This window comes from Methanohalophilus sp. DAL1 (genome assembly GCF_001683555.1).
GTDB lineage: Archaea > Halobacteriota > Methanosarcinia > Methanosarcinales > Methanosarcinaceae > Methanohalophilus > Methanohalophilus euhalobius.
On sequence record NZ_MAFX01000042.1, the window covers coordinates 1 to 22,793 of the forward strand.

The window sequence follows — 22,793 nt, forward strand, 5'->3', positions numbered from 1 at the left end:
CACTTATACCCAGTGTGATCTGTTTCTTATCTGGCCTGTGGTCACGACTGTATCCATGCTTACCCAGTGGTGATTTATCACCATGTAATACGATACTGGTCCAGTCCATGTTGATATTGGTATGTTCGAAATCGTATCTTTCAAACAGTTTATCCTGGATATCGGAAATAATCGTTTCACGATTATTTCCCAGGGTTTCAAGAACCCTGTACAGAGTTCTTTCACTGAATTCAGGAAGAGTAAAAATATCAAGGACTTCCTCCCGATTAATCCATTCATGAGCTTTACTTATGCTGAAATTATCCGTCAGTTTGTAACTTACAAGAGCTTTGAGCAGGTTGTTGATGTCAATTCCATTCTTTTTGTGTTTACCAAAAACTGAAGGAAGATCTAGAATTTCGTAAAGTTGGTTTACAGCCAGGACGGTTCCGATAGGAAAGCATATATTCTTGTTAGGAATAATCTCATACGTTCTTAGTTTTGATTGCATTTTTACCGAATACAGCAAAGCTAAGAACACTATTATTACTTTTGACTGTCAAAGTCGGGTTATAAGCTTATATATGTAACTATGAACAACAAACTGGATACAGGTAGCCATTCTGTATATTCACTGCAATATCATTTTGTACAATGTGTAAAATATAGAAGAGATGCTTTGGTGAATCCTCTCGTAGTTGATTGTTTGAAAAAACTATATACAATATAAGTGCAAACTTTGAAGTGGAAGTCCTAAATATCGAATGTGATAAAGACCATTTTCATATGATATTCAAAGCAAAACAAACATTGGATATACCTAAATATATCAATTCAATCAAAACAATTTCATCAAGAGAGATTAGATGGAATTTTCCAGAAGTAAAAGAGAAGTTGGGAAAGATGCATTCTGGTCAAGATCATATTTCTTGGCTACGACAGGACAGGTTACGCTGGATGTTTTGAAAAGATATGTTGATAATCAGGGGAAATAATGCAATTAACAAAAAAATACAAAATTCATCCAACTGAATTACAAAAAGAAATGCTTTGGGAGTTATCCAATGCATGTACATCTCTTTATAATATTGCATTATCTGAAAGAAAAGACTCATGGAAAAATGATAAAAAATCCATTTCATATACAAAACAGCAGAACGATTTGCCACAAATTAAAGAAGCAAATCCTGATATAAATGTTCTTTATTCTAAAACATGTCAGATGGTTTTGCGTAAATTAGATGCCAATTATAAATCGTTTTTTGGACTTCACAAAAACGGTGACAAAAAAGCAAGACCACCTAAATTTAGAAGTCGTAAATACTTTTTTACAATAACATATAATCAGAGTGGTTTCAAAGTAGTTGGAAATATAATTAAATTCTCACATAAAATAAATAATGATGATTTGATAATTGATATTGAACATGATATATCAAATTTGAAGATTAAACAAATCGAAATATTCAATGAAGATAAAAAGGGTAATGGAGATTTTTTTGTTGCCCTTTCCTATGAACCTGAAATCAATGTACCTTATGTTCAAAACCATAAATTTCAAGCCATTGATTTAGGGATTACCAAAACGATTACTGCGATAAATGATAAAGGGAAATTTTTTGAAATAAACAATCCACGATATGATTTATATTGGGATTCTAAAATCAGTGCAGTTCAATCAAGACGTGACCATTGCAAAAAATACAGTAAAAAATGGCATCGATTAAACAAAACTATTAGTACTATGGTAAGTAAGAAAAACAATCAAATAAAAGATTGGCAACACAAAACCACCAAAAAAATGTTAGAAAACACAAAAGCCAATACAATTATTGTAGGCAAACTTAACGTTAAAAATATGGGTAAATCAAAATCAAGATCATTGAACCGCTCTACACAAAATAATGGTTATTTATCACGTTTCATCGAATTTCTCACCTATAAAGCAGAGTTTATAGGTAAAAAAGTAGTTAAAATTGATGAAAGTTATACGTCAAAAACATGTTATGTTTGTGGAAAACAACATGATATGCCATTATATAGACGTGATATGACATGTGATTGTGGTAACGTTATTGATAGAGATAGAAATAGTGCTATCAATATCATGATACGTTTCCTATCACAGAATGCCATTTGGACAGGCTATGAGCATTTTGCTCATAATCTACGACAAACAGGGTTATTGACATTTGATGTATCCCAAATACATCCAATGAATGATATAACAACTCGTAGGAATCTCCATGCGTAAGCGTGGAGTAGTTCAATATAAGATCAGACAAGATGTTGTTCGAGATTTGCCGGACATACACATATTATGCCATCCGGTACTGAATATCAAACTTATTTATCATAATTATCGGAGTGTCCTGATGACGATCCCTAAAGAATATAACCCCCAAGAAGTGGAAAAAAGATGGCAGAATGCCTGGGACATGTCAATGTACCATTTTGATTGGGAAGATGAGAATAAACCCCAGTATATAATAGATACCCCGCCTCCCTATCCTACAGGCAATTTCCATATTGGAAATTCCCTTAACTGGTGTTACATCGATTTTGTTGCAAGATACAAACGCATGCAGGGATTCAATGTTATGTTCCCACAGGGATGGGACTGTCACGGCCTTCCCACCGAGGTGAAGGTGGAAGAGATACATGGCATTACTAAAAACCAGGTCCCAAGAGCTGAATTCAGGAAGCTCTGTGAAGAACTTACAATCGGAAATATAGAGAAAATGCGCCAGACAATGCGCATGCTGGGCTTTTCGGTAGATTGGAGTAACGAATTCATCACGATGAAACCCGAATACTTCGTGAAAACACAGCGCTCCTTTGTCCAGATGCAAAAGCAGGGACGTATTTATCAGGCCGACCATCCGGTGAACTGGTGTCCGCGCTGCGAAACAGCTATTGCCTTTGCGGAAGTCGAATATGAAGCAAGGGACACAAAACTGAACTATTTGAACTTTGATAAAGTCAAAATCGCCACCACAAGACCTGAATTGTTGGCTGCCTGTGTGGCTGTGGCAATCAATCCCGATGATGAAAGATATAAGGAAAAGATTGGTGAAAATGTAAGAGTACCTTTATTTGACCATGAAGTGCCTGTAATTGCAGACAAAGAGGTTGATCCGGAATTCGGTACAGGTGTGGTAATGATATGTACCTTCGGTGACAAACAGGATGTACGCTGGTGGATCGAGCACAATCTACCTCTGCGCAAAGCTATTGACCGGAATGGCTTTATGACAGATATTGCCGGCAAATATGAAGGAATGAAATCTTCAGAATGTAAGGATGCAATCATTCAAGATCTCAAAGAGCAGGGTTACCTGTATGATCAGAACAACCTTGACCAGAATGTAGGAATGTGCTGGCGTTGCAACACACCGATAGAAATCCTTTCTGAAAGGCAATGGTTTGTCAAAATTGAAAATGATAAAATCCTTGAGACTGCAAATGAGATCAACTGGATTCCCGACTACATGAAGATACGTCTGGAGAACTGGACAAACACCATGGAATGGGATTGGTGTATATCCAGACAGCGTATTTTTGCCACCCCCATACCTGTGTGGTACTGCAAAAAATGTGGAAAATCCCTGATTGCAGAAGAGGACTGGTTGCCTCTTGATCCCACACAGACAAAACCTCCAATACCCTGTGAATGTGGTTCGACTGATTTTGAAGGTGAAGAAGATGTACTGGATACCTGGATGGACTCATCCCTGACAGCCCTGCACGTTACAGGCTGGCTTACAGATCATGAAATGAGATCACCTGCACAGCTGCGACCCCAGGGCCACGATATTATCCGCACGTGGGCATTTTACAGCATACTGCGCTCCAAAGCCCTTCAGGATTCCAAGCCATGGGATTCTATCATGATAAATGGAATGGTACTCGGAGAAGACGGACACAAGATGAGCAAATCCCGGGGCAACATCATTTCTCCGGAAGAGGTCGTTGACCAGTACAGTGCGGATGCGTTCCGCCAGTGGGCTGCAATCGGAGGTTCTACTGGTTCTGATGTAATGTTTAGATGGAAAGACGTGGTATCAGGGTCCAGATACTTTAACAAAATGTGGAGTATCTTCCGCTTTTCAATGTCCCATCTGGAAGAAGTACTCCCCGACATCCCTGAAGTTGCCACATCCAGCCTGGGCACAGTGGATCGTTGGCTGCTCAGCAAACTCAACAGGCTGATAATTTCAGTAACCAAAAATATGGATAACTATCAGTTCGACGAAGCCTGCAAATCCATACGCGGATTTGCCTGGGAAACCCTTGCAGACAACTATATCGAACTTGTTAAAGCCAGACTATATAGAGAGGATGAAACTTCAAAGAGAGCAGCTCGTTACACCCTCCACACAACTCTGGAAACTCTGACCCGCATGCTTGCACCCTTTGCGCCTTTCTTTGCAGAGGAAGTTTATTCCCATATTTCTACAGGCAGCGTCCACCAAACAAAATGGCCCTCTGCACACAGGGAAATGATCGATGAAACTTCTGAGAAGCAGGGTGAAATAATAAAAGACCTCGCAAGCAGTATCCGCAGGTATAAATCCGATTCAGGGATGGCTCTGAATGCTCCTCTCAAGAAGATCGAGATATATTCTGTAATGGATGATGTTACCGATCTTGAGGGAGCTACAAATTCCGCGGTGGAAGTTATAGAAGGAAAACCCGAATTTGAACATGTGCCTGTGGATGTGAAACCCAACATGGGCATTATCGGACCAAAATTCCGCAAACAGGCTGGCAGTATCATCACTACCCTGAAAAGCATGGATGCATCCCGGGTTGCACAGATGAAGGAATCCGGATCCATTGATATTGAAGTTGATGGAGAAAAAATAAGTCTGGAACCTGAAAGTGTGGAAATAATAAAAGAAGTGACGTCTGCAGGCAGGACAGTGGATGTTATTGAAGTCAGCGATGTAATGGCCGTAATATTGCGCTGAATTAGCTATTTATTGGAGTACTCCCCTTGTTTCTATGGGGGAATACCAATGGTCTATAACACTATATTAATAACTACCGACGGTTCTGAAAATGCCCGAAAAGCCGTGCAATCGGGGATAGAACTAGCAAATGCGTTTGGTTCAAAGGTATATGCACTTTATGTAATGGAAATGAATCCTGTAGGCATGACCAGGGAAGCAATACACAGGGATTGGAAAACAGCAATGCAGGTCTCACTTCCAGAACACATATCTCCGGCCCAGTGGCGCGAATTTGCAAAGATTGCCGACGAGAACTGGAGAATAGAGCGCAAGAAACATCTCGAGGAAAAAGCAGAAAATATTCTTTCCTACGTAGAAGAACTCGGGAAAAATAAGGGCGTAGATGTCGAAAAAGTACATATCGAAGGCAAACCTGCAAATGAGGTCCTTGATTTTGCCTCCGATAAGAACGTAGACCTGATTGTAATGGGCACATTGGGCATGGGTTCTGACGGGACATTCCGGCTGGGACGTGTAGCAGAAAGAGTGATCCATAATGCCAGCTGTGATGTAATGTCGGTCAGGTAATTCCTGCAAGGTTACTGTATATATTCCACACACCATGAGTTACAAAATCCACCGCAAGAGCTGCAAGGAAAAGCCCGAGCAGTCTGGTGATAACATGTGCTCCGGTGTATCCTATTAATTTATAGAGACGGCGGGAATAATATAGAGTCACAAAGCATATGCCAAATGTCAGCAGAATTGCCAGCAATACCACTAGTTTATAGGAAATTAAAGGGGAGGTACCTGAAAGCACGACTACGGTTGTGATTGTTGCAGGCCCCGTCATCAATGGAAGGGCAATGGGAAATATCCAGACATCATCACGGCTGAGGGATTCATGAATTTCCTCTTCAGTTACACTTTCCCCGGATACTTTTGAGAGCAGCATATCAAAGGCTACCTTGAACAGCAATATTCCACCAGCCACCCTCAGGGAATCTACACTAATCCCGAAAACATTGAGGATGCCGTGACCGGTAACGGCAAAGAAAATGCATATCGCACAGGAAAGAAGGGTTGCACGGGTTGCTATACTGTTTTTTTCTTCCTGTGTCATGCTGCTTGTTAGAGAGATGAACGTTACGACTACTCCGATCGGACTCACTATAATGAAGATGCTAACAAAGGAGTAGATAAAGAATGATACAACGTCCATATCCGGTCACTATAGCAATCTGGTATTTAAAAGTGATCCTAAATAAGTTATTTAATTAACATCATTTTCACTGACAGATTCTTTACTTTCTGATAAACCGTAAGATTTTTTGTCCTCAATCTCACAGGACTCGGATTCCATTATTTTCACCATTTGGTTATAATCCTCAAGAATGCTGTCCATGATGGAACTGAGGTGTTCAAGCACCTTGGAGTGAAGCAGGCCTTCGGGCGATGATTCCATTTCTCCCGGTTCCGGGGCTTTTTCCAGTGCCTCAACAATCTGCTCTATGTTGCCCAAGCGATCCTTTATAGAAGACCAATTATTCTGCTGGATTTCGGCAGATTCTTCGGGAAGGCAGGAAATTTGTTTTTCCACTTTTGCCTTTTTATTATCAAAATATTCCAGCGTTTTTCTGGCCTTTTCCAGCATTTCAGCTTCTATAGCCTTATCAAAAATAATTTCTTCGGTGGATACTTCAGGAATATAGTCCCTATCTGGACGGAATTCCTCCTCATTCTCCTTTTTTTCCGGTAGAGGAGGAATGAATCGTTTGCCATTATTCATGACTCTCTGGTTCATGAATGTAGGAGATACAATTTCAATATCCATTCTATGAAGGGAGTCCAGCACTTCCTTCTTAAAATTAGAACGATCAGTTAGCAAGGCTTTAGTCTCTTTCAGCAGACCTCCCACCTTGTAGGTGACGGAGAAATCCCCCAGCTCAAGAACATGTACGAAAGGATCTTCCAGGCCTGCCTCATCAGCCGCCTTGAGAAGGGCTGTTTCAATATCCTGCCGGCATATATCATAACCCAGTGAAACGTTAGTAGAGATTATAGTTCCCGACGAGCGTATGGTAGTCAGGGGGTTGGACATTATTTTCAGGTTTGGCACGGTGATCAGGTCACGATCTTCTGACTGAATTCGTGTGTAGAGTATGGTTTTGTCCGTCACCCTGCCAAAGATTTCACCGCTTCTTATGTAATCACCCACATTGAATGGCTTGATGAGCCGAACCATTATACCGGACATTCCATTTGAAACAAAAGTGGTAGAAGAAAGAGCTACCGTAGCACCAACAATAATACCTATCGCACTTACAATGATCTGTTTTGAATCACTGGATATCGGCAGGGAAAATATAACCAGCATCATACCCAGGAATGTTATAAGGGTAAAGAAAAGATTCCTTATGAAAGGGTCACCTTTGAAAACCAAAGATTTTTTGAAAAGATACTGGAGCAGCAGGATCACCAGCAATGTCAATATAACTATGATTATCGTCAAATAAAAATCATCGGCCCCTACTGCGATACAATATTCCTCCATTAATACTGGAAATAACAAATATTAGGTATAAATCTGTACTTACTTATACCTATACCCAAAACCGATCAGTTAATTCGTTCGACTATTCGCAGGGCCATCTCCACCACATCTGTAGCATTCTTGCCAAGCAGTCTTATCATGGGTTCTTTTCCGACATCGCCTTCATCATATATGATTTCAGGAACCTTACCATATTTTTCTATTGCATAAGCCGTGCCCCAATCCATTGTACTCACATCGGAAGGCTCGTCCTTGCGTTCAAAGGAAGCAATGCCAAAGCCCATCTGGCTGCAGGCAGCAAGTATCTCCTTACTGTACTTAACATTCAGGCATGCCCTGATTTCAGGATTGGAATGTATAGCAGCAAGTACCACTCTTCCAACATGTTTACTGGCACCAAACCCAACACACCCTGATGCCACAGGCCTGCCTTTTGAACGGGTTATACGACCGTGTACGCCGGCTACGTCGGATATTGTTTCCGCCTCGGGAGTTGCCATGGCAATATTGCACCCTACCTCAGGGATGAGTTTTGAAAAAGCCTTTTCCGAAAGCAAGAGATCCAGGGCCTCGGTAGTATTCACAAAAGTATGGTATTTTGCAGCTGAATTACGCAGAAAAGCAAGCGGATCTACCGGGGATACACCCATTCCAACATCGGTACTTCTGGAAATGGCATTTTCTACAAATCTTTTGGCACACCTTGCAGCCTCGGGCACTCTCAATTCATTTGAGAGATAAACAAGCAAAGCCGCCGAATAGGTACACCCGGAACCATGAGTTCCCCCTTCAACAAATCGACTTGATATTGTTGTAAATGTGTCATTGTGGGATTCGTAGACAAGATCCGAAGCATCAAAATGGCCTCCTGTGATTATTACATTATCCACGCCGTGTTTTGCTATCCTGCGAGCTGCTTTCTGCCCGTCTTCCCAGGTGTTTATCGTAACTCCTGACAGGGCTTTTGCCTCATATATGTTGGGAGTTACAACAAAAGCCAGAGGCAACAATGTTTCTTTCAGGGTATTAAGCGCAGATTCAGCAAGCAAGGTGCCTCCGGCCTCGGCAGCCATTACAGGATCCACAACCAGTTTAAGACGATGCTTCTTTACCTCAGATGCAACCGCATCGATAATTTCAGGAGAAGAAAGCATTCCTGTTTTTGCCCACTTTACATCCATATCCGTACATACCGCATAAATCTGAGAGGATATGTGGGATAGAGGCACCTCCGTTGAATCCTGCAGTCCCATTGTGTTCTGGGAGGTGATGCATGTAACGGCGCATGTGGGATGCATTCCCAGTGCCGAAAAGGTACGAATGTCTGCTTCTATACCGGCACCGCCGCCGGAATCCGAACCTGCTATCGTAAGGGCTACCTTTGTATTGCTCATATAATTCCACCTGATGATAATTTCTTTGACTGATGCAGAATATCTGCGATACCTTTATATATAGTATTTGCACCATGAGAGATTTACATTATTGCATGCAAACACCCAATTAAATTCGTATGGGTAACTTAGATTTAAATATTTATACCTACGGGGCAATTCAATATGGGAAACAGACCTCTGGATATACTGAACAACGCATTAAACACAGCCGTAATCGTAAGATTGAAAGGTGCAAGAGAATTTCGTGGAACACTTCAGGGATATGACGTTCACATGAATCTGGTACTGGATGAAGCTGAAGAAATCAAGGAAGGAGAAATAGTCCGCAAGATTGGCAGCGTTGTTGTCCGTGGCGATAATGTTGTATATGTATCTCCGTAACCTATAAGAATAATCAGGGCAATCAATGGTACCCTTCAAAATACTGATTACTACTATCCATATTACAAGGTGATAAATAATGTCAAAAGGTACTCCCTCAAGAGGAAAAAGACAGAAACGTACACATGCTAAATGCAGACGTTGTGGTAGCGTATCTCTTAACATCCATACCAAACAGTGCACATCATGCGGATTTGGTAAGACTTCACGTATGAGAAGTTACAAGTGGCAGCGCAAGTGCAAATACTGATTACTCTTATTCTTTTGCTGAGGTGCAAATGAAGGAAGAATGCGGTGTTGTAGGGATTTTACTGGATGATACAAAATCCCAATCAAAAACCGCCGCACTTCAGATTTACTATTCTCTCTATGCACTACAGCACAGGGGCCAGGAATCCACCGGCATTACTGTTTACAATGGTGGTTCAACCCATTCGCTGAAAGGGATGGGTCTTGTCCCGGAAGTTTATACAATGGAAGACATTGTTAAACTTGTAGGCCATGTGGGAATCGGTCATGTCCGCTATTCCACAACGGGCCAGTCACGCATAGAAAATTGCCAGCCCCTAATTGTGAATTACAAAAGTGGTACTGTAGCTATTGCTCATAATGGCAACCTGATAAACGGCAGCGACCTGCGGGACGAACTGGAATCAGAAGGCAGGATTTTCATTACCGATTCTGACACCGAAGTTGTTGCCCACCTTCTTGTCAAGGAACTGCTAAAGCATGGACCTGTAGAATCTATCAAGAATGTAATGAAAAGGCTTAAGGGGTCATATTCCCTGGCCATAATGATCGATAACCTCCTGGTAGCCGCCAGGGACCCCCTTGGAATCAAACCTCTCTGCATAGGAAAAACTGACCTTGGGCTGGTAGTTGCATCCGAAAGTGTGGCCATTGATACATTAAACGGCAAACTTATCCGGGATGTAAAACCCGGCGAAGTCATTGTATTAAAAGATGGTCAAGTGGAAAGCCATCAGGTATACAATACCACACATGCGGCACATTGTGTTTTTGAATATATTTATTTTGCAAGACCTGATTCTGTAATTGATGGGCAGCTCGTCTACAAAGTAAGGGAACGTATTGGCAGGGAACTTGCAAAAGAACATCCTGTAGAAGCAGACATTATTTCCCCTGTGCCTGACTCGGGCATAACTTCTGCTGTCGGGTATACCAGGGAATCAGGCATCCAGTATCAGGAAGGCTTGATGAAAAATCGTTATATTGGCAGGACCTTCATTCTTCCGGGCCAGGAAATGAGGGAAACAGCCGTCAGGCTCAAGATGAACACTATTGCAGAAAACATAGAGGACAAAAGGGTAATACTCATCGATGACAGTGTTGTAAGGGGAACTACTTCCCGAAGAATCATCAATATGATAAAAGACTCCGGTGCCAGAGAAGTACACGCCAGAATTGGGAGCCCAGCTATAATTGCCCCCTGTTATATGGGTATTGATATGGCTACCCGTGAGGAATTAATTGCGGCCAACAACAAAGTAGAAAATATTTGTAATACCATAAACGCAGATTCCCTGGGCTATCTAAGTATCGACGGACTGGTCAGAGCCATAGGTCTTGACAAAGAAGATCTATGTATGGGATGTCTGACAGAAGTATATCCACTGGAAATTCCCGGGGAAAAATGCCAGTGCAGGCAAACCCGGCTTAATCAATTCTAAACCTTTTTACTTTTCTTACAAATGCAGGATACAAAAGCAAACCTGCATAACCCAGAATAATACCTGCTATTGCACCTGCTATAACATCCGAAGGATAATGTACACCCACCACTATCCGGCTGATACCCATCATTATGGCAAATATCCAGAATAAATAACTTGATTTGCCTGAAACTGGATGCAAAAAACTGGCAGTTCCAAAAGCCAGTGCTGTGTGACTGCTGGGAAAAGAATAACCGGCTGCATCCACAAGGATACGTCCGGTTTCTGGCCTGGGGACCATGAATAATGATTTAATCCAATAAACAAGCAGCCATATTATGAACAAAAGTGACAAGTAATAGACTGCATAGGATTTACCTTTAAATATATATAGAAATGCAGCGATTAACAACCATATAAACAGGTTTCCCGCTATTGTCAGGGGGACCATAATAAAATCAAGAGCCTGAATGGAATTTATGTAATGAAATAATTGTAAATCAAATTCCTAAAATGGCATTGATATAATATTATAAGCCAGATATAAATAATTTTGCAGGATAATCGCTGTGAAAACATGCAAAACAATTCAAACTCCTGGGACTTCTGGATCGACAGAGGTGGCACATTCACCGATATCGTGGCCCTGAAACCGGACGGGAAACTCCTGACACACAAACTCCTGTCCGACAATCCCGAACAATACGAAGATGCTGCTATAGAAGGAATTCGACAAATCCTGAATCTCGGAAAAGATGAAACCCTTCCTGCAGAAAAAATTGCATCTATCCGTATGGGAACCACTGTAGGAACAAATGCACTGCTTGAGCGCAGGGGAGAGCCTACAGTACTTGTAATAACGGAAAGGTTCAGGGATATCCTGAAAATAGGATACCAGAACCGCCCCTCTATATTTGCACTTGATATAAAAAAACCCGAAGTCCTCTATGAGGAAGTTATTGAAGTCAGGCAAAGATACAGCTCTGACGGAACAATAGTAACTCCTCTGAACTGTGAGGACATCAAAGAAAAACTTATGGAATATTACCATAAAGGTTACCGCTCTGTCGCAGTTGCCCTTATGCATTCATTTCGCTATCCTGCTCACGAAGAGCAAATCGAAAAGATTGCACATAATGCAGGATATACCAATATATCCCTATCCCATCGCACAAGCCCGTTAAGCAAGCTGGTTGCCCGGGCAGAAACAACAGTTGTGGATGCATACCTGTCCCCGGTGCTGGAACATTATGTAAACCTGGTACGCAACAAACTCAATGATCAGAAAAACTCGACTGATCTTTTTTTCATGCAATCCAGCGGCGGACTTGTCGACGGAAACAGTTTCAGGGGCAAAGACAGTATTCTTTCTGGACCTGCCGGCGGTATCGTAGGATCAGCAGAAGTCTGCAGGATGGCAGGGTTTGATCGGGTAATCAGTTTTGATATGGGAGGAACATCCACCGATGTAGCCCATTACAGGGGAGAAATGGAACGAACCCTTGAATCAACTATCTCAGGAACACATCTGCACACTCCAATGCTGAACATACATACTGTTGCTGCAGGCGGTGGATCAATCCTGCATTTTGAAGATGGCAGGTTCCAGGCAGGACCTGATTCTGCGGGAGCCGACCCCGGACCCGCCTGTTACAGGAAAGGAGGGCCACTTACCGTTACTGACTGTAACGTAATGCTGGGCAAGATCAGCCCACAGAATTTTCCCCGCATTTTCGGTGAAAATGCGGATTTATCCCTTGACAGGGAAATTGTTGTGGAAAAATTTTGTGAACTTGCAGAAGAAATAAAGTTGCAAACCGGCAAAAGCATGAATCCGGAAGAAGTTGCCGAAGGTTTCCTGAAGGTGGCAGTGGAAAATATGGCTAATGCCATCAAACATATTTCGGTGAAAAGAGGGTATAATCTTGAAGATTACATTCTCTGTTGTTTCGGAGGTGCAGGAGCCCAACATGCGGGTCTTGTAGCTGATTCTCTGGGAATTGAAAAAATACTGATTCATCCCTTTGCAGGAGTACTGTCAGCCTACGGAATGGGACTTGCAGACAGACGGGTAATCGAGGAGAAGGCTCTGGAAAAGTATCTTGAAGAAGGGATTGAAAAGGAACTGACAGGTGTTACAAAGAACCTTTCTGAAAAAGGAATGGAACGCATGCTTGCCACAGGTGACAGGAATATTGACATCGAAACCGTGGAAAGGGTCCGCCTGAAATATGAAGGTACTGAAACAACTTTTGATGTGCCATATGGCCCTATAGACGAAATGACAAAAATGTTTTACAACCTGCACATAGAACGTTTTGGTTTTGTAAGCGAAAATAGAAAACTGGTAGTAGATTCTGTTTATGTGGAAATTATTGGGAAGAACCAGATACCTGCAGAAACCACCCATTTATTAACAGATAAAAACCCGAAACCTGCATCTTCAAAGGAAGTTTACATGGAAGGGAGATGGCACCGGATACCTTTGTTCACAAGGGATGTTCTCAAACCCGGCAATCGGATCACCGGTCCTGCCCTGATCATGGAAGATACAACTACCATTGTACTGGAACGTAAATGGCAGGCTTGCGTAACAGAACACAATCATTTGCTACTGGAAAAAAAGATGACAAAGTCCAGACCGGATATTGGTACTGAAGTCAATCCTGTCATGCTTGAGATATTCAATAACCGTTTCATGTCAGTAGCCGAGCAGATGGGATACAGGTTGCGCAATGCAGCCCATTCGGTAAATATTAAGGAGAGACTGGATTTTTCCTGTGCAATCTTTGATGGCAGCGGTAACCTTGTTGCAAATGCGCCCCACATCCCGGTACACCTGGGCTCCATGGAAGACGCAGTAAAAGAGGTGATCCGCAATCATGAGAATGATTTCAGCGAAGGTGATACCTACATTCTCAATTCCCCCTATCATGGAGGGACCCATCTGCCCGATATAACCGCAGTTTCCCCGCTTATTAGCAACGGAAAACCACAATTTTATGTAGCATCCAGAGGCCACCATGCGGATATCGGCGGGATTACTCCAGGTTCCATGCCACCATTAAGCAAGAGGATCGAGGAAGAAGGAGTTCTTATTGAAGAATTCAAACTTACAGAGCAAGGAAAATTTCGGGAAGAAGAATTTGTGGAACTTTTCAATCAGGCAACATATCCCCCTCGAAACCCCGACCAGAACATCGCAGATCTCAAAGCACAGATTGCTGCCAACCAGAAAGGAATAGAAGAACTCCGCAAACTTGTTGATACCTATTCCCTGAAAACCATTACTGCATACATGCAACATGTACAGGATAATGCCGAAATGGCAGTGGAAAAAGTGATTGATATTTTAGAAGATGGAGATTTCGAGTACACACTGGATGATGACAGTAAAATTGCAGTAAGGTTAAGAATTGACAGGGATAACACAAAAGCAACCATCGATTTTACAAACACTTCACCTCAAACAAAAAGCAATTTCAATGCACCGTCTGCAGTCTGCAAAGCTGCGGTACTTTATGTATTCCGGACACTTGTGCAGGATGATATTCCGCTTAATTCGGGCTGTCTCAGGCCTATTACGATAATCATTCCCGATAATTCGATGCTTAATCCTTCATATCCTGCAGCTGTTGTGGCCGGCAATGTCGAAACTTCCCAATACATCGTGGATTGCCTTTACGGAGCCCTCGGTATACTTGCACCGTCCCAGGGAACAATGAATAATTTCACGTTCGGCAATGACAGATTCCAGTATTATGAGACCATCTGCGGAGGGGCAGGAGCAGGCAATGGTTTTGATGGAGAAGATGCGGTTCAGACACACATGACTAATTCTCTGATTACAGACCCCGAAATAATGGAATTACGTTTTCCTGTCAGAATAGAAGAATTCAGTATTCGAAGGGGTAGTGGAGGAGCGGGAAAATTTCAGGGAGGCAATGGCGTGATCAGAAGGATACGTTTTCTCAAAAAAATGAAGGCAGCGATTCTTTCAAGCCACAGGAAATACCCGCCAAAGGGAATGGCAGGCGGAGAGACTGCAAGCACCGGCGAAAACATCTTAAAAAAGAAAAGCGGGCAAACTATTGAACTTTCAGCAGCTGATGAAATGGAAGTGGAAGAAGGAGATACATTCATAATTAAAACTCCAGGAGGAGGAGGTTATGGAAACAGGGAATGAAAAAAACTGCGCCCTTCAAGTACCGGTACATATACCTGCTGATGGTGAATCGGGTTGTTTCTGGGAAGACAGAAAAGACCGCCACCACTGTGGCATTGACCTTTATGCAGAAAAAGGAACCCCGGTTTTTGCCATAGAGGAAGGGGAAGTTGTAGAAATTGAAATAATGACCTCTTCCTCAATGATAGAGTACTGGAATGAAACCTACCATCTAATAGTACGGGGAAATTCCGGGAAATATTACAAATACGGGGAAATGGGCATGACCATTCCGGAAAAGGGTTCAAGGGTCAAAAAATATGACCGGATTGGAAAAGTCGGACAGGTACTCAACCCTGAGATGATAGATAGCACATCACCCCGATACATCCAGGCACTCAAAGAAAAAAATCCTGCCATGCTGCATCTTGAAATATGGGAAAAATACCCTGTTACAGATAATAAATTGTATCTGGGAGGCAACTGGTTCGGGTCCAAAAAACCGCCGGGCCTCTTGAACCCCCTGCATTATTTGCATAAATGAAAATCATTCTCTGTAGAATTCCTTTCATATGACTTCAGCTAATAAATCAGCATTTCTATAAGAAAAAATTCCTAGTGTGATTTTGAATGAAAAAAGGAGGTGAATCCACTGATAACAACACCGTCGGCATTCACATTAAATACGTCATCTGTCTCTATATGATGACGATCTGAGATAATGGCAGCATTCACTATTGTATCGGCAGGGTTACCGGATTTGGAAATTATTGTGAGTTTTTTATTAATGTAGACACTTTCCGTGTAATTCCCGGGATACACAAGGATTGTATCTCCTGATGTTGCATTATTTACAGCCTGCTGCATTGATCTGTAATCCGCTCCTTGGCTACCGTCAACTGTGAGTGTATCTGCCATTGCAGGGAGTGTTGTGATTGTAAGGATGATGAATGCTATTAATAGTACTCTCATGTTTGATTCTCCACTAAAATTAAAGACAATTGTGTGAAGGACTTTCACACAATTGATGTCTTACAAAATCTTTTCAGGTTTATGGTGTCCGGAACGCCGCAATCGTTGCTTTGCGGGCAAAGATGTGGGGTCCTGACTGATTGAACACTTTCTGACCTCACATCGAAAATTATGTTTGATATCATTCTATATAGTGTTGTTGGCAGTGAATATTTATTCTTATGTTTAGGTTAAGTTAAAAATATTTTACCTAGCAGGTATGCTGCCCCCTGTCCAAGTTTACAGGAAAGACAACATTATTGGATACTCTGCCAGCTGCACCTCAGAAATAATCCGGTCCCACAAACTTCCACAACGAAATGCCTCATCTTTATAACAAATGAAAATCTACTTGCAGGTAGGTGAATATAATCATGGCAGGTACTCCCTCAATTGAGGAGGTTATAGAGGATTTCAATGTCCTGAAATGTATGCAGTGTGGCGTATGCAGTGGTAGTTGCCCCTCCGGCAGGCAGGCCAGTCTGAATGTCAGGCGGCTTGTGCGCAAAATCGGGAAAGACCATACAGCCATTTCCGATGAGACCCTCTGGATGTGTACGACGTGCTACAACTGTCAGGAGAGGTGTCCCAGGGGTATTGCAATTGTGGATGCCATACTCGCTGTGCGAAGTATTGCTGCTCATGAAGGACTGATTCTGGAGCGACACAGGCATGTGGCCAATCTGCTTCAGGAACATGGCCATGCTGTACCTATTGATGACACTCACAGAGAAAAACGCATGCAATTGGGCCTGAACTCCCTGCCTTCCACGGTCCATAGCCATCCCGATGCCCTGAAAGACGTAAAGCGCCTGCTTGCAAGTTGTGATTTCGGGGAAATTACAGGAGGTGAGGAGCAATGAAAATATCCCTGTTCCTGGGCTGTCTTGTGCCCAACCGCTATCCTGGAATCGAAAAAGCCACAGGGATTTGCCTTGAATATCTGGGTATCGACTGGAAAGAGCTGGAAGGCGCATCCTGTTGTCCGGCACCCGGTGTATTCCGCTCGTTCGATGAGCCCACCTGGCTGGCCCTGGCTTCCAGGAACATCACATTGTCGGAGACGGATGAGAGGGATGTCCTGACAATCTGTAACGGTTGTTATGGGTCCCTGGCGGATGCCAATCTCAAACTGAAAAACAACTCTCTCCTGAAAGAGCAGACCAACAGCCATCTGTCACAAATAGGTCGCCATTTTGACGGTACCATTGATGTACGCCATATCATCGAATTCCTGTATTCTGAAATCGGTGTGCAAAAAATAAAAGAAAAAATTGTCAGGCCCCTGGATCTGAAAGTGGCCGTTCATTACGGTTGTCATATGCTCAAACCTTCATCAAGCAGGGCTACTGACAGTGTTGAGCGCCCTTCTGTTTTTGATGAACTGGTGGAAGCACTGGGCTGCACAAGTGTGGATTATCCCGATAAGATGGAATGTTGCGGTGCCGGTGGCGGTGTCAGGTCAGCCCTGGGTGAAACGGCCCTTGCAATCACCGAACACAAACTGGGCAAGATTGAAGAGGCAGGTGTAGATTGCATCGTGGAAGCATGTCCTTTCTGTCACATGCAGTTTGATGCGGGCCAGGTATCCCTTGCAGGCAAAGGCAGGGAATTTGGCATCCCCGTAATTCACTACTCCCAGTTACTGGCCCTCTCACTGGGCTATTCTGCAGAGGCTGTCGGTATAGATCTCAATGAAATGGATTGTTCGGATTTCTGTAATTTACTTGGTAAATAAAAAAGACTGAGCGCCCTGGGCTCAGTAATTGTAGAGGGATGTATAGGTAACTTCCACATCTCCCTTGGCAGGTACTTCCACCTTGAACTCGATGGTGTTTGCATCCTGCTTTGTGTAGGGATGGGATGATTCAGTGATTTCCCAGTCTCCATAGAGGCGTTCCACTATCACAACATCCTCGGTTGTTTCCTTGTAGTTGGAAATCGTGATCTTGTTCGTGTTCCTGTATCTGTTGGTTCTGATTCTCCATCAGGTAAACCTTATTATTTTGCATAACATTGGGTTATCCATGGACACAGAAGAAATATTCGACAGATTGAAACCCCTCTATCCCCATGAATACTTTTCCACTGAAAGGGATCCTTTCTACATATTGATATCAACTGTTCTTTCCCAGCGCACCAGGGATGAAGTTACAGAAATTGCTTCCAGGAGACTTTTTGAGCACTATTCCACTCCAGTCCAGATGGTGGAAGCAGATATAGAAAGTATTGAAACCCTTATCAGGGATGTGGGTTTTTACAGGGTGAAAGCCGGCAGGATAAAAGAGATTTCTCAGATACTTATAGATGAATATGATTCACAGGTCCCTGCTACCATGGATGAGTTACTCAAATTACCAGGGGTTGGAAGAAAGACTGCAAACTGTGTTCTGTCCTATGCTTTTTTGGAAAAAGCAATCGCAGTGGATACTCATGTACACAGGATCTCAAACAGGCTCGGTCTTGTGGAAACCACAACCCCAGAACAGACTGAAATTGAGTTACAAAAACAGGTTCCTCTGTCTTACTGGAGAGAAGTTAACGAATTGTTTGTCCAGTTTGGCAAAACGGTGTGCAAACCTCTGTATCCGGATTGTGTGGCTTGTGTAATAGAAGATTTATGTGCTAAAAAAGAAAAGAAAAAGTAAAACCGATCTGAAATATCAGACCAGTTTGTTGATTGGGTGGTTTTCGTCTTCGATCTCAAGACCCAGTTCCTTGGCATTTTCTGCAAGGATGATATCGGTCATTGCGGTTGCCGGGAACACAGTGTTTGTGTTCTCGATTGGACCGAAGAGCTGGAAGTTGGATCCGAGGATCTGTGGCACGAGGTTTGTACCGATGTCTGTAGGCATGTAGATTGCCTTACGCTGCTCCTTGGTCTCGAACTGTTTCTTGTATGTCTTCATCCAGTCCCATGCGGATGCCATGTTGTGGTAACCTCCACCTACAGGCAGGCCAAAGTGGCCCTTTACAGCAATTACTGCACGGATGGATGAACCGGCACCGGCACCAAGGGGAGTTGCTGCAACATCGACAAGAGGTTTTGTGATTCCACAGTCTTTGGCGATATCAAGCATACCCTGTGTCTGACCGGATGCACCCTTTTCGAGTACTTCGATCTTACCCTTAAGGGTGGGGTCAACTGCATTGAATGCAAGTACGATGGATGCTTCAATGTCACTTCTCTTGACCGCTTCTATCTCTTCTTCGTGGATACTTGCGTTGATGGAGTTGTAGATTGCCCTGTCAGCAACACCTATCTCTGTAACATAATCAGCTGCTGCAGCACGGACGTCCCCTGCTGAAGAATCTATCAGGAACGGAGTCTTTTCATCGTACTCAACAAACCAGTCTATGTACTTTTTGATGGCTTCCGGGGTTTCACCCACTATCTGGTTGGCACAGGGGTTTCCTGTAGTTTCTGCCATCTCGAGCATGTTGTCCCAGAGTTTTTCTGCTGCTGGTCTGTCGAATTCTCCTGTATCTTCGTCAGTGACAATGTTGTGCCTATTGTAGAACATTGACCCGACCAGGATGGTTGGGTATTGGCCGGGTTGTCCGCCGAACTTGACATTTCCGACCTCGAATACTTCCTGCTTCTTATCAAATTTGAACATGTTATTACCTCTATTTTAGAAAAGTATCGGTGATATCGAGATATAGAGCAAGAACATCAATATGCCTGCAACTGCTCCATAGAGTATTCCTATATCCCTTCCTACTTTCTTGCCTATCTTCTGTGTGATTTCACTGTTGGCAAACTCGATTTTCTCGTCTATATCATTGAGTTTCTTGAGTATTTCATCAAAATCCTCCGAGTCCACCACTACGGCTGGAATATTGTTATTCGCTTGTTCGTCAGCCATCTTAAATCACCTGCCATACCAATAGTGGTAGTATGATTACCATTATCAGTGCAAAAAGAAATCCGATTGTGAAACCGACTATTCCTGCGGCTGATACACCGGAATCAAGTTTTTGGTTCCTGGAAATCAGCTGGGCCCTGTAACGGATATCTTCGACCACTCGATCAATTGCGCCCATTTTTGGTTCAATGACCATTGGCACGCCTTTTCCATATTCTTCTTCCGCCATATCATTCACCTCCCGAATAATATCAGGCCAAGCAGGGACAATGTAATGGTAAGTCCGATCATTATTCCTTCAATCTTGCCTGCGTGAACACCGGCATGGAATTTATTGAACTCTCCGATCCTGGCCATTTCCCTTTCGATATCAAGGATCCTGCCACGAATTACAGAGAATTCTGATGCCATTGGTTTTAGGCCACCGACTTCTTCTTCCTCTTCTTCTTCACCGCCGACTTCTACCACAAGGGGATCTGCATCAAAAGCACCAGGGTCTTTGGCTGCAAGTTCCTTTATCTTACCGGTGATAGTTCCCATGTCTTCAGTACCAATAAGATCGATACATTCGACCTGTTCCTGATACCTCTGTACAGCTTCTTCGGTCAGGTTCTCCACATATGGAATAGCACCACTGGCATTCACGATCCTGTTATCACTGACACCGTTTTTGTGCAGCATTACGAATGCTTCACCTGTTATGTGTCCCTTTACTTCAGATCCGGTTACGACCAGATACCTGATATTGGGGTTTGCAATAATGTGGGATATAACTTTTTCCAGACCCAGATTCTCTGTTTTACAGGGGCCTGCAATTGAAGCTCCCGCATCCAGTAAGGGTCCTCCTTCCAGGTGTGAACCTAGGGTAATTACTGCAACACAGTTTTCCGGATCTCCTACCTCGTATTCTCCTTTGAGGATTGGCCATCCGGGTGCTGGTTCTCTCTTTTCTGCCATTTTACAATCCTCCGGTCATGCTAAGCATGTAGATTACAATTGCCAGAATTCCTGAGAATACCAGTCCTACAATGACGCCATAGAACAGGTTGCTGTAGATACCGGCACTGTATGAGGTATTTTCTCTTCCCGGGAAGGAACTTAGAAGTGGCCTGTCCGGGGCGAGGGAATTCACAAGGTCATCTGCAATCTTGTCAAGATCATCTATTCTTTCAACTATTGGATCCATGGAATATTGAATCACATCATCCCGTTCTGCTGCAAGCAGGGATGACATTGGATCCAGTACTAAATGTACTTCAGGTGCAACATGTACCATGCTCATTCCGATTCCTCCTCTTCCTTTGGCAGGAGACCTGTTCCAACCACATCATATGCATCCCTGACAACATAGTTCCTGTACTGGCTGAACGAAACATACCATATGGCCAGTCCGATGACGATTGTGGGGGCAGCGGATGCACCGGCTGAAACTGCAGAGACGATACCGGCCATTATCATTGCAATAGCACCTTTCTCGAATGCAGTGGAAAGGGTCCTGTCCTGTTTTTCATCGGGCCCGAGGTTTGCATTGAACGGATGAAGAATTGCCATACCTCCAGCGATGAAAATCAATGCGATGTAACCTGTAGCGATTACCTCTGTCAGAACCACATCAAACATGAAAGTGCCTGTCATGGCGGTACTGAGGCCTACAATGGCCAGCGTACCGGCACCTGCGATTTCTGTCATGGATTGTTCCATGATTGGAATGCCCATTCCTATTACCCTGTTGGCAAGGGCACCGATTACCAGGCCGATAACCATTGCGGTGACAAATGCAACTATGGGTCCGGCAATACCCCCGATTGCTAGGCCAAACATTGTTGCCACCACTCCCATACCCAGAGCGAGCATACCGATGGAAGGTACACCTGTACCAAGTCCATAACTGGCTACTCTGCGTACTGCAGCTGAGCCCCATACGATGGCACAAATTGCACCGAGGGCGCCTATGAATGAGAAGGCAGGTCCTGCAAACTGTACCATGAAATAGCTCAAATAAATTGCAATAAGTCCGCCTGCTGCTCCGAAAGCGATAAGTTTATTCTGGGGAATTGCCTCTGAGGCACCTCCGCCACTTCCTCCTGCAGACATTTTACAGACCTCCTATTGTAATTACACTTACAATTGCACACATAAATGTGACAATTAAAGATGTTACTACTGCTTTTGGCCACTTCTTAAACTTAGGATCATGGAATCCTTCGATAGTACCTCCTATATTATAGGACGGTATTACAGCATTTACGAAGAAAATTCCCACAGCGAAAATAGCTGCAAGGCCCACAAAGTCCGCTGAAGCCATGCCGTTTGCAATACTCATCAGGGAATAATAAACAAGTGCACCGCCGATACCACCCAGCCCCCCTCCAATGATACCACTTACAAATGATACAGTTGGAAGACCGTGTCCTTCGGTACCTTGTGATACATAGATATCCTGTCTGTCCTTCGTGATTGGGTCATAGTCGACCTTTGCTGAAGCAGGGGGAACTCCCACACCGTAGACGTATACAAGGTTTCCGACCATCATAGTTACTCCTATCATAATCATTGCACCGACCATGCCGGCTGCAAGGATCAGGGCCATACTGTCTGTCAGGTTAAGCATTGCGCCTGCTGTCACAAGTCCTGTAAGACCTGCACCGGCAGCGAGCTGTACTGTACCTGTTCCAATTCCTGTAGCCTGTGCCATCGCTGCGGGTGCACCACCCACAGGTACGAAGTGTACACTTCCTGATACGAGAACTCCTCCAAGTGTGATGAGGATCACGTATAGGAAATTGGCTGCCAGTACTCCTGCAATATC

The 22,793-nt window shown here is 43.4% G+C and carries 24 protein-coding genes and 2 pseudogenes; 12 read left to right on the forward strand and 14 right to left on the reverse strand.

From position 1 onward, the window contains the following. Window positions 1–490, reverse strand: a pseudogene (locus A9957_RS07705) (IS1634 family transposase); the annotation flags it as partial. Window positions 491–723: 233 nt separating this feature from the next. Here A9957_RS07705 and tnpA point away from each other — a divergent pair. From tnpA to A9957_RS07725, 4 genes and pseudogenes are all read left to right on the forward strand, one after another. Continuing rightward, a pseudogene (tnpA, locus tag A9957_RS07710) lies at window positions 724–974 on the forward strand (IS200/IS605 family transposase). Continuing rightward, on the forward strand, window positions 974–2,233 hold the full coding sequence (locus A9957_RS07715; RefSeq protein WP_292343772.1) for a transposase: 1,260 nt from the start codon (window positions 974–976) through the stop codon (window positions 2,231–2,233). Before tnpA ends, A9957_RS07715 begins: the two are co-directional and overlap by 1 nt. A gap of 121 nt (window positions 2,234–2,354) precedes the next feature. Next, a complete protein-coding gene (locus A9957_RS07720; RefSeq protein ID WP_292343774.1) occupies window positions 2,355–4,952 on the forward strand; it encodes a valine--tRNA ligase in 2,598 nt (865 codons plus the stop codon). A 48-nt stretch (window positions 4,953–5,000) separates the two neighbouring features. Beyond that, entirely contained in the window at window positions 5,001–5,522 is a 522-nt protein-coding gene (locus tag A9957_RS07725; protein WP_128754647.1) for a universal stress protein, read from the forward strand. Here A9957_RS07725 and A9957_RS07730 read toward each other — a convergent pair. The 3 genes from A9957_RS07730 to thiD all read right to left on the reverse strand — a co-directional run bounded on the left by A9957_RS07730 (window position 5,515) and on the right by thiD (window position 8,882). Next, on the reverse strand, window positions 5,515–6,156 hold the full coding sequence (locus tag A9957_RS07730; protein WP_096712608.1) for a MarC family protein: 642 nt from the start codon (window positions 6,154–6,156) through the stop codon (window positions 5,515–5,517). The genes A9957_RS07725 and A9957_RS07730 overlap by 8 nt on opposite strands. Before the next feature lie 51 nt (window positions 6,157–6,207). Further along, window positions 6,208–7,488, reverse strand: coding sequence for a mechanosensitive ion channel family protein (locus A9957_RS07735; protein WP_096712609.1), 1,281 nt, complete (start codon window positions 7,486–7,488; stop codon window positions 6,208–6,210). A 65-nt stretch (window positions 7,489–7,553) separates the two neighbouring features. Then, window positions 7,554–8,882, reverse strand: coding sequence for a bifunctional hydroxymethylpyrimidine kinase/phosphomethylpyrimidine kinase (gene thiD, locus A9957_RS07740; RefSeq protein WP_105460725.1), 1,329 nt, complete (start codon window positions 8,880–8,882; stop codon window positions 7,554–7,556). Between the two features lie 165 nt (window positions 8,883–9,047). Between thiD and A9957_RS07745 the strand changes: the two genes are divergently transcribed. The 3 genes from A9957_RS07745 to purF all read left to right on the forward strand — a co-directional run bounded on the left by A9957_RS07745 (window position 9,048) and on the right by purF (window position 10,957). Further along, window positions 9,048–9,266 carry an LSm family protein gene (locus A9957_RS07745; protein WP_072358970.1) on the forward strand — a complete coding sequence of 73 codons (219 nt, stop codon included), beginning with the start codon at window positions 9,048–9,050 and terminating at the stop codon, window positions 9,264–9,266. Window positions 9,267–9,345: 79 nt separating this feature from the next. Beyond that, window positions 9,346–9,516, forward strand: coding sequence for a 50S ribosomal protein L37e (locus A9957_RS07750; protein WP_072358969.1), 171 nt, complete (start codon window positions 9,346–9,348; stop codon window positions 9,514–9,516). A 28-nt stretch (window positions 9,517–9,544) separates the two neighbouring features. Further along, window positions 9,545–10,957 (forward strand): amidophosphoribosyltransferase, encoded by a 1,413-nt coding sequence (gene purF / locus A9957_RS07755; protein ID WP_096712611.1) that lies wholly within the window; start codon window positions 9,545–9,547, stop codon window positions 10,955–10,957. Here the strand turns inward: purF and A9957_RS07760 are convergent. Beyond that, entirely contained in the window at window positions 10,944–11,390 is a 447-nt protein-coding gene (locus A9957_RS07760; RefSeq protein WP_096712612.1) for a phosphatase PAP2 family protein, read from the reverse strand. The genes purF and A9957_RS07760 overlap by 14 nt on opposite strands. Window positions 11,391–11,516: 126 nt before the next feature. Between A9957_RS07760 and A9957_RS07765 the strand changes: the two genes are divergently transcribed. Both A9957_RS07765 and A9957_RS07770 read left to right on the forward strand, forming a co-directional pair. Next, window positions 11,517–15,125, forward strand: coding sequence for a hydantoinase B/oxoprolinase family protein (locus A9957_RS07765; protein WP_292343776.1), 3,609 nt, complete (start codon window positions 11,517–11,519; stop codon window positions 15,123–15,125). Further along, complete coding sequence (locus A9957_RS07770) at window positions 15,109–15,648, forward strand: M23 family metallopeptidase (RefSeq protein WP_096712614.1); 540 nt, start codon at window positions 15,109–15,111, stop codon at window positions 15,646–15,648. The genes A9957_RS07765 and A9957_RS07770 overlap by 17 nt, the downstream gene beginning before the upstream one ends. A gap of 71 nt (window positions 15,649–15,719) precedes the next feature. Here the strand turns inward: A9957_RS07770 and A9957_RS07775 are convergent, their stop codons facing one another. Beyond that, window positions 15,720–16,076 carry a hypothetical protein gene (locus A9957_RS07775; protein WP_292343578.1) on the reverse strand — a complete coding sequence of 119 codons (357 nt, stop codon included), beginning with the start codon at window positions 16,074–16,076 and terminating at the stop codon, window positions 15,720–15,722. A 413-nt stretch (window positions 16,077–16,489) separates the two neighbouring features. On the opposite strand from A9957_RS07775, the gene hdrC reads away from it, so the two are divergent. Then, the gene (hdrC, locus tag A9957_RS07780) at window positions 16,490–16,978 is read left to right on the forward strand and encodes a CoB--CoM heterodisulfide reductase subunit C (protein WP_292343580.1); all 489 of its coding nucleotides are present in this window, start codon (window positions 16,490–16,492) and stop codon (window positions 16,976–16,978) included. Then, window positions 16,975–17,853 (forward strand): CoB--CoM heterodisulfide reductase subunit B, encoded by an 879-nt coding sequence (gene hdrB, locus A9957_RS07785; protein ID WP_096712617.1) that lies wholly within the window; start codon window positions 16,975–16,977, stop codon window positions 17,851–17,853. The genes hdrC and hdrB overlap by 4 nt, the downstream gene beginning before the upstream one ends. A gap of 21 nt (window positions 17,854–17,874) precedes the next feature. On the opposite strand, the gene A9957_RS07790 is transcribed toward hdrB, so the two are convergent. Further along, the gene (locus tag A9957_RS07790) at window positions 17,875–18,024 is read right to left on the reverse strand and encodes a hypothetical protein (RefSeq protein ID WP_206631059.1); all 150 of its coding nucleotides are present in this window, start codon (window positions 18,022–18,024) and stop codon (window positions 17,875–17,877) included. 118 nt (window positions 18,025–18,142) lie between these two features. Between A9957_RS07790 and nth the strand changes: the two genes are divergently transcribed. Continuing rightward, window positions 18,143–18,763 (forward strand): endonuclease III, encoded by a 621-nt coding sequence (gene nth, locus A9957_RS07795; protein WP_096712618.1) that lies wholly within the window; start codon window positions 18,143–18,145, stop codon window positions 18,761–18,763. Window positions 18,764–18,778: 15 nt separating this feature from the next. Here the strand turns inward: nth and mtrH are convergent, their stop codons facing one another. From mtrH to mtrD, 7 genes are read right to left on the reverse strand one after another with little or no spacing between them, the layout of a single operon-like run. Further along, on the reverse strand, window positions 18,779–19,735 hold the full coding sequence (gene mtrH, locus A9957_RS07800) for a tetrahydromethanopterin S-methyltransferase subunit H (RefSeq protein ID WP_096712619.1): 957 nt from the start codon (window positions 19,733–19,735) through the stop codon (window positions 18,779–18,781). Between the two features lie 15 nt (window positions 19,736–19,750). Next, window positions 19,751–19,984: a tetrahydromethanopterin S-methyltransferase subunit MtrG gene (gene mtrG, locus A9957_RS07805; RefSeq protein ID WP_096712620.1), complete on the reverse strand. Its 234-nt coding sequence runs from the start codon at window positions 19,982–19,984 to the stop codon at window positions 19,751–19,753. Window position 19,985: 1 nt separating this feature from the next. Then, window positions 19,986–20,213, reverse strand: coding sequence for a tetrahydromethanopterin S-methyltransferase subunit F (locus A9957_RS07810; protein ID WP_096712621.1), 228 nt, complete (start codon window positions 20,211–20,213; stop codon window positions 19,986–19,988). 5 nt (window positions 20,214–20,218) lie between these two features. Then, complete coding sequence (mtrA, locus tag A9957_RS07815) at window positions 20,219–20,941, reverse strand: tetrahydromethanopterin S-methyltransferase subunit A (protein ID WP_292343582.1); 723 nt, start codon at window positions 20,939–20,941, stop codon at window positions 20,219–20,221. Between the two features lies 1 nt (window position 20,942). Further along, complete coding sequence (locus A9957_RS07820; protein ID WP_072561311.1) at window positions 20,943–21,266, reverse strand: tetrahydromethanopterin S-methyltransferase subunit B; 324 nt, start codon at window positions 21,264–21,266, stop codon at window positions 20,943–20,945. Then, a complete protein-coding gene (mtrC, locus tag A9957_RS07825; RefSeq protein WP_105460734.1) occupies window positions 21,263–22,078 on the reverse strand; it encodes a tetrahydromethanopterin S-methyltransferase subunit MtrC in 816 nt (271 codons plus the stop codon). Before mtrC ends, A9957_RS07820 begins: the two co-directional genes overlap by 4 nt. A gap of 1 nt (window position 22,079) precedes the next feature. Then, window positions 22,080–22,790, reverse strand: a complete 711-nt coding sequence (gene mtrD, locus A9957_RS07830; protein ID WP_373420711.1) for a tetrahydromethanopterin S-methyltransferase subunit D — start codon at window positions 22,788–22,790, stop codon at window positions 22,080–22,082. Window positions 22,791–22,793 lie beyond the last annotated feature (3 nt).

Excerpts from the sequence above, each read along its gene's own strand:
- A9957_RS07715 (WP_292343772.1), top strand. The coding sequence starts at position 974 with ATGCAATTAACAAAAAAATACAAAATTCATCCAACTGAATTACAAAAA.
- A9957_RS07720 (WP_292343774.1), top strand. The coding sequence starts at position 2,355 with ATGACGATCCCTAAAGAATATAACCCCCAAGAAGTGGAAAAAAGATGG.
- A9957_RS07725 (WP_128754647.1), top strand. The coding sequence starts at position 5,001 with ATGGTCTATAACACTATATTAATAACTACCGACGGTTCTGAAAATGCC.
- A9957_RS07730 (WP_096712608.1), bottom strand. The coding sequence starts at position 6,156 with ATGGACGTTGTATCATTCTTTATCTACTCCTTTGTTAGCATCTTCATT.
- A9957_RS07735 (WP_096712609.1), bottom strand. The coding sequence starts at position 7,488 with ATGGAGGAATATTGTATCGCAGTAGGGGCCGATGATTTTTATTTGACG.
- thiD (WP_105460725.1), bottom strand. The coding sequence starts at position 8,882 with ATGAGCAATACAAAGGTAGCCCTTACGATAGCAGGTTCGGATTCCGGC.
- A9957_RS07745 (WP_072358970.1), top strand. The coding sequence starts at position 9,048 with ATGGGAAACAGACCTCTGGATATACTGAACAACGCATTAAACACAGCC.
- A9957_RS07750 (WP_072358969.1), top strand. The coding sequence starts at position 9,346 with ATGTCAAAAGGTACTCCCTCAAGAGGAAAAAGACAGAAACGTACACAT.
- purF (WP_096712611.1), top strand. The coding sequence starts at position 9,545 with ATGAAGGAAGAATGCGGTGTTGTAGGGATTTTACTGGATGATACAAAA.
- A9957_RS07760 (WP_096712612.1), bottom strand. The coding sequence starts at position 11,390 with ATGGTCCCCCTGACAATAGCGGGAAACCTGTTTATATGGTTGTTAATC.
- A9957_RS07765 (WP_292343776.1), top strand. The coding sequence starts at position 11,517 with ATGCAAAACAATTCAAACTCCTGGGACTTCTGGATCGACAGAGGTGGC.
- A9957_RS07770 (WP_096712614.1), top strand. The coding sequence starts at position 15,109 with ATGGAAACAGGGAATGAAAAAAACTGCGCCCTTCAAGTACCGGTACAT.
- A9957_RS07775 (WP_292343578.1), bottom strand. The coding sequence starts at position 16,076 with ATGAGAGTACTATTAATAGCATTCATCATCCTTACAATCACAACACTC.
- hdrC (WP_292343580.1), top strand. The coding sequence starts at position 16,490 with ATGGCAGGTACTCCCTCAATTGAGGAGGTTATAGAGGATTTCAATGTC.
- hdrB (WP_096712617.1), top strand. The coding sequence starts at position 16,975 with ATGAAAATATCCCTGTTCCTGGGCTGTCTTGTGCCCAACCGCTATCCT.
- nth (WP_096712618.1), top strand. The coding sequence starts at position 18,143 with ATGGACACAGAAGAAATATTCGACAGATTGAAACCCCTCTATCCCCAT.
- mtrH (WP_096712619.1), bottom strand. The coding sequence starts at position 19,735 with ATGTTCAAATTTGATAAGAAGCAGGAAGTATTCGAGGTCGGAAATGTC.
- mtrG (WP_096712620.1), bottom strand. The coding sequence starts at position 19,984 with ATGGCTGACGAACAAGCGAATAACAATATTCCAGCCGTAGTGGTGGAC.
- A9957_RS07810 (WP_096712621.1), bottom strand. The coding sequence starts at position 20,213 with ATGGCGGAAGAAGAATATGGAAAAGGCGTGCCAATGGTCATTGAACCA.
- mtrA (WP_292343582.1), bottom strand. The coding sequence starts at position 20,941 with ATGGCAGAAAAGAGAGAACCAGCACCCGGATGGCCAATCCTCAAAGGA.
- A9957_RS07820 (WP_072561311.1), bottom strand. The coding sequence starts at position 21,266 with ATGAGCATGGTACATGTTGCACCTGAAGTACATTTAGTACTGGATCCA.
- mtrC (WP_105460734.1), bottom strand. The coding sequence starts at position 22,078 with ATGTCTGCAGGAGGAAGTGGCGGAGGTGCCTCAGAGGCAATTCCCCAG.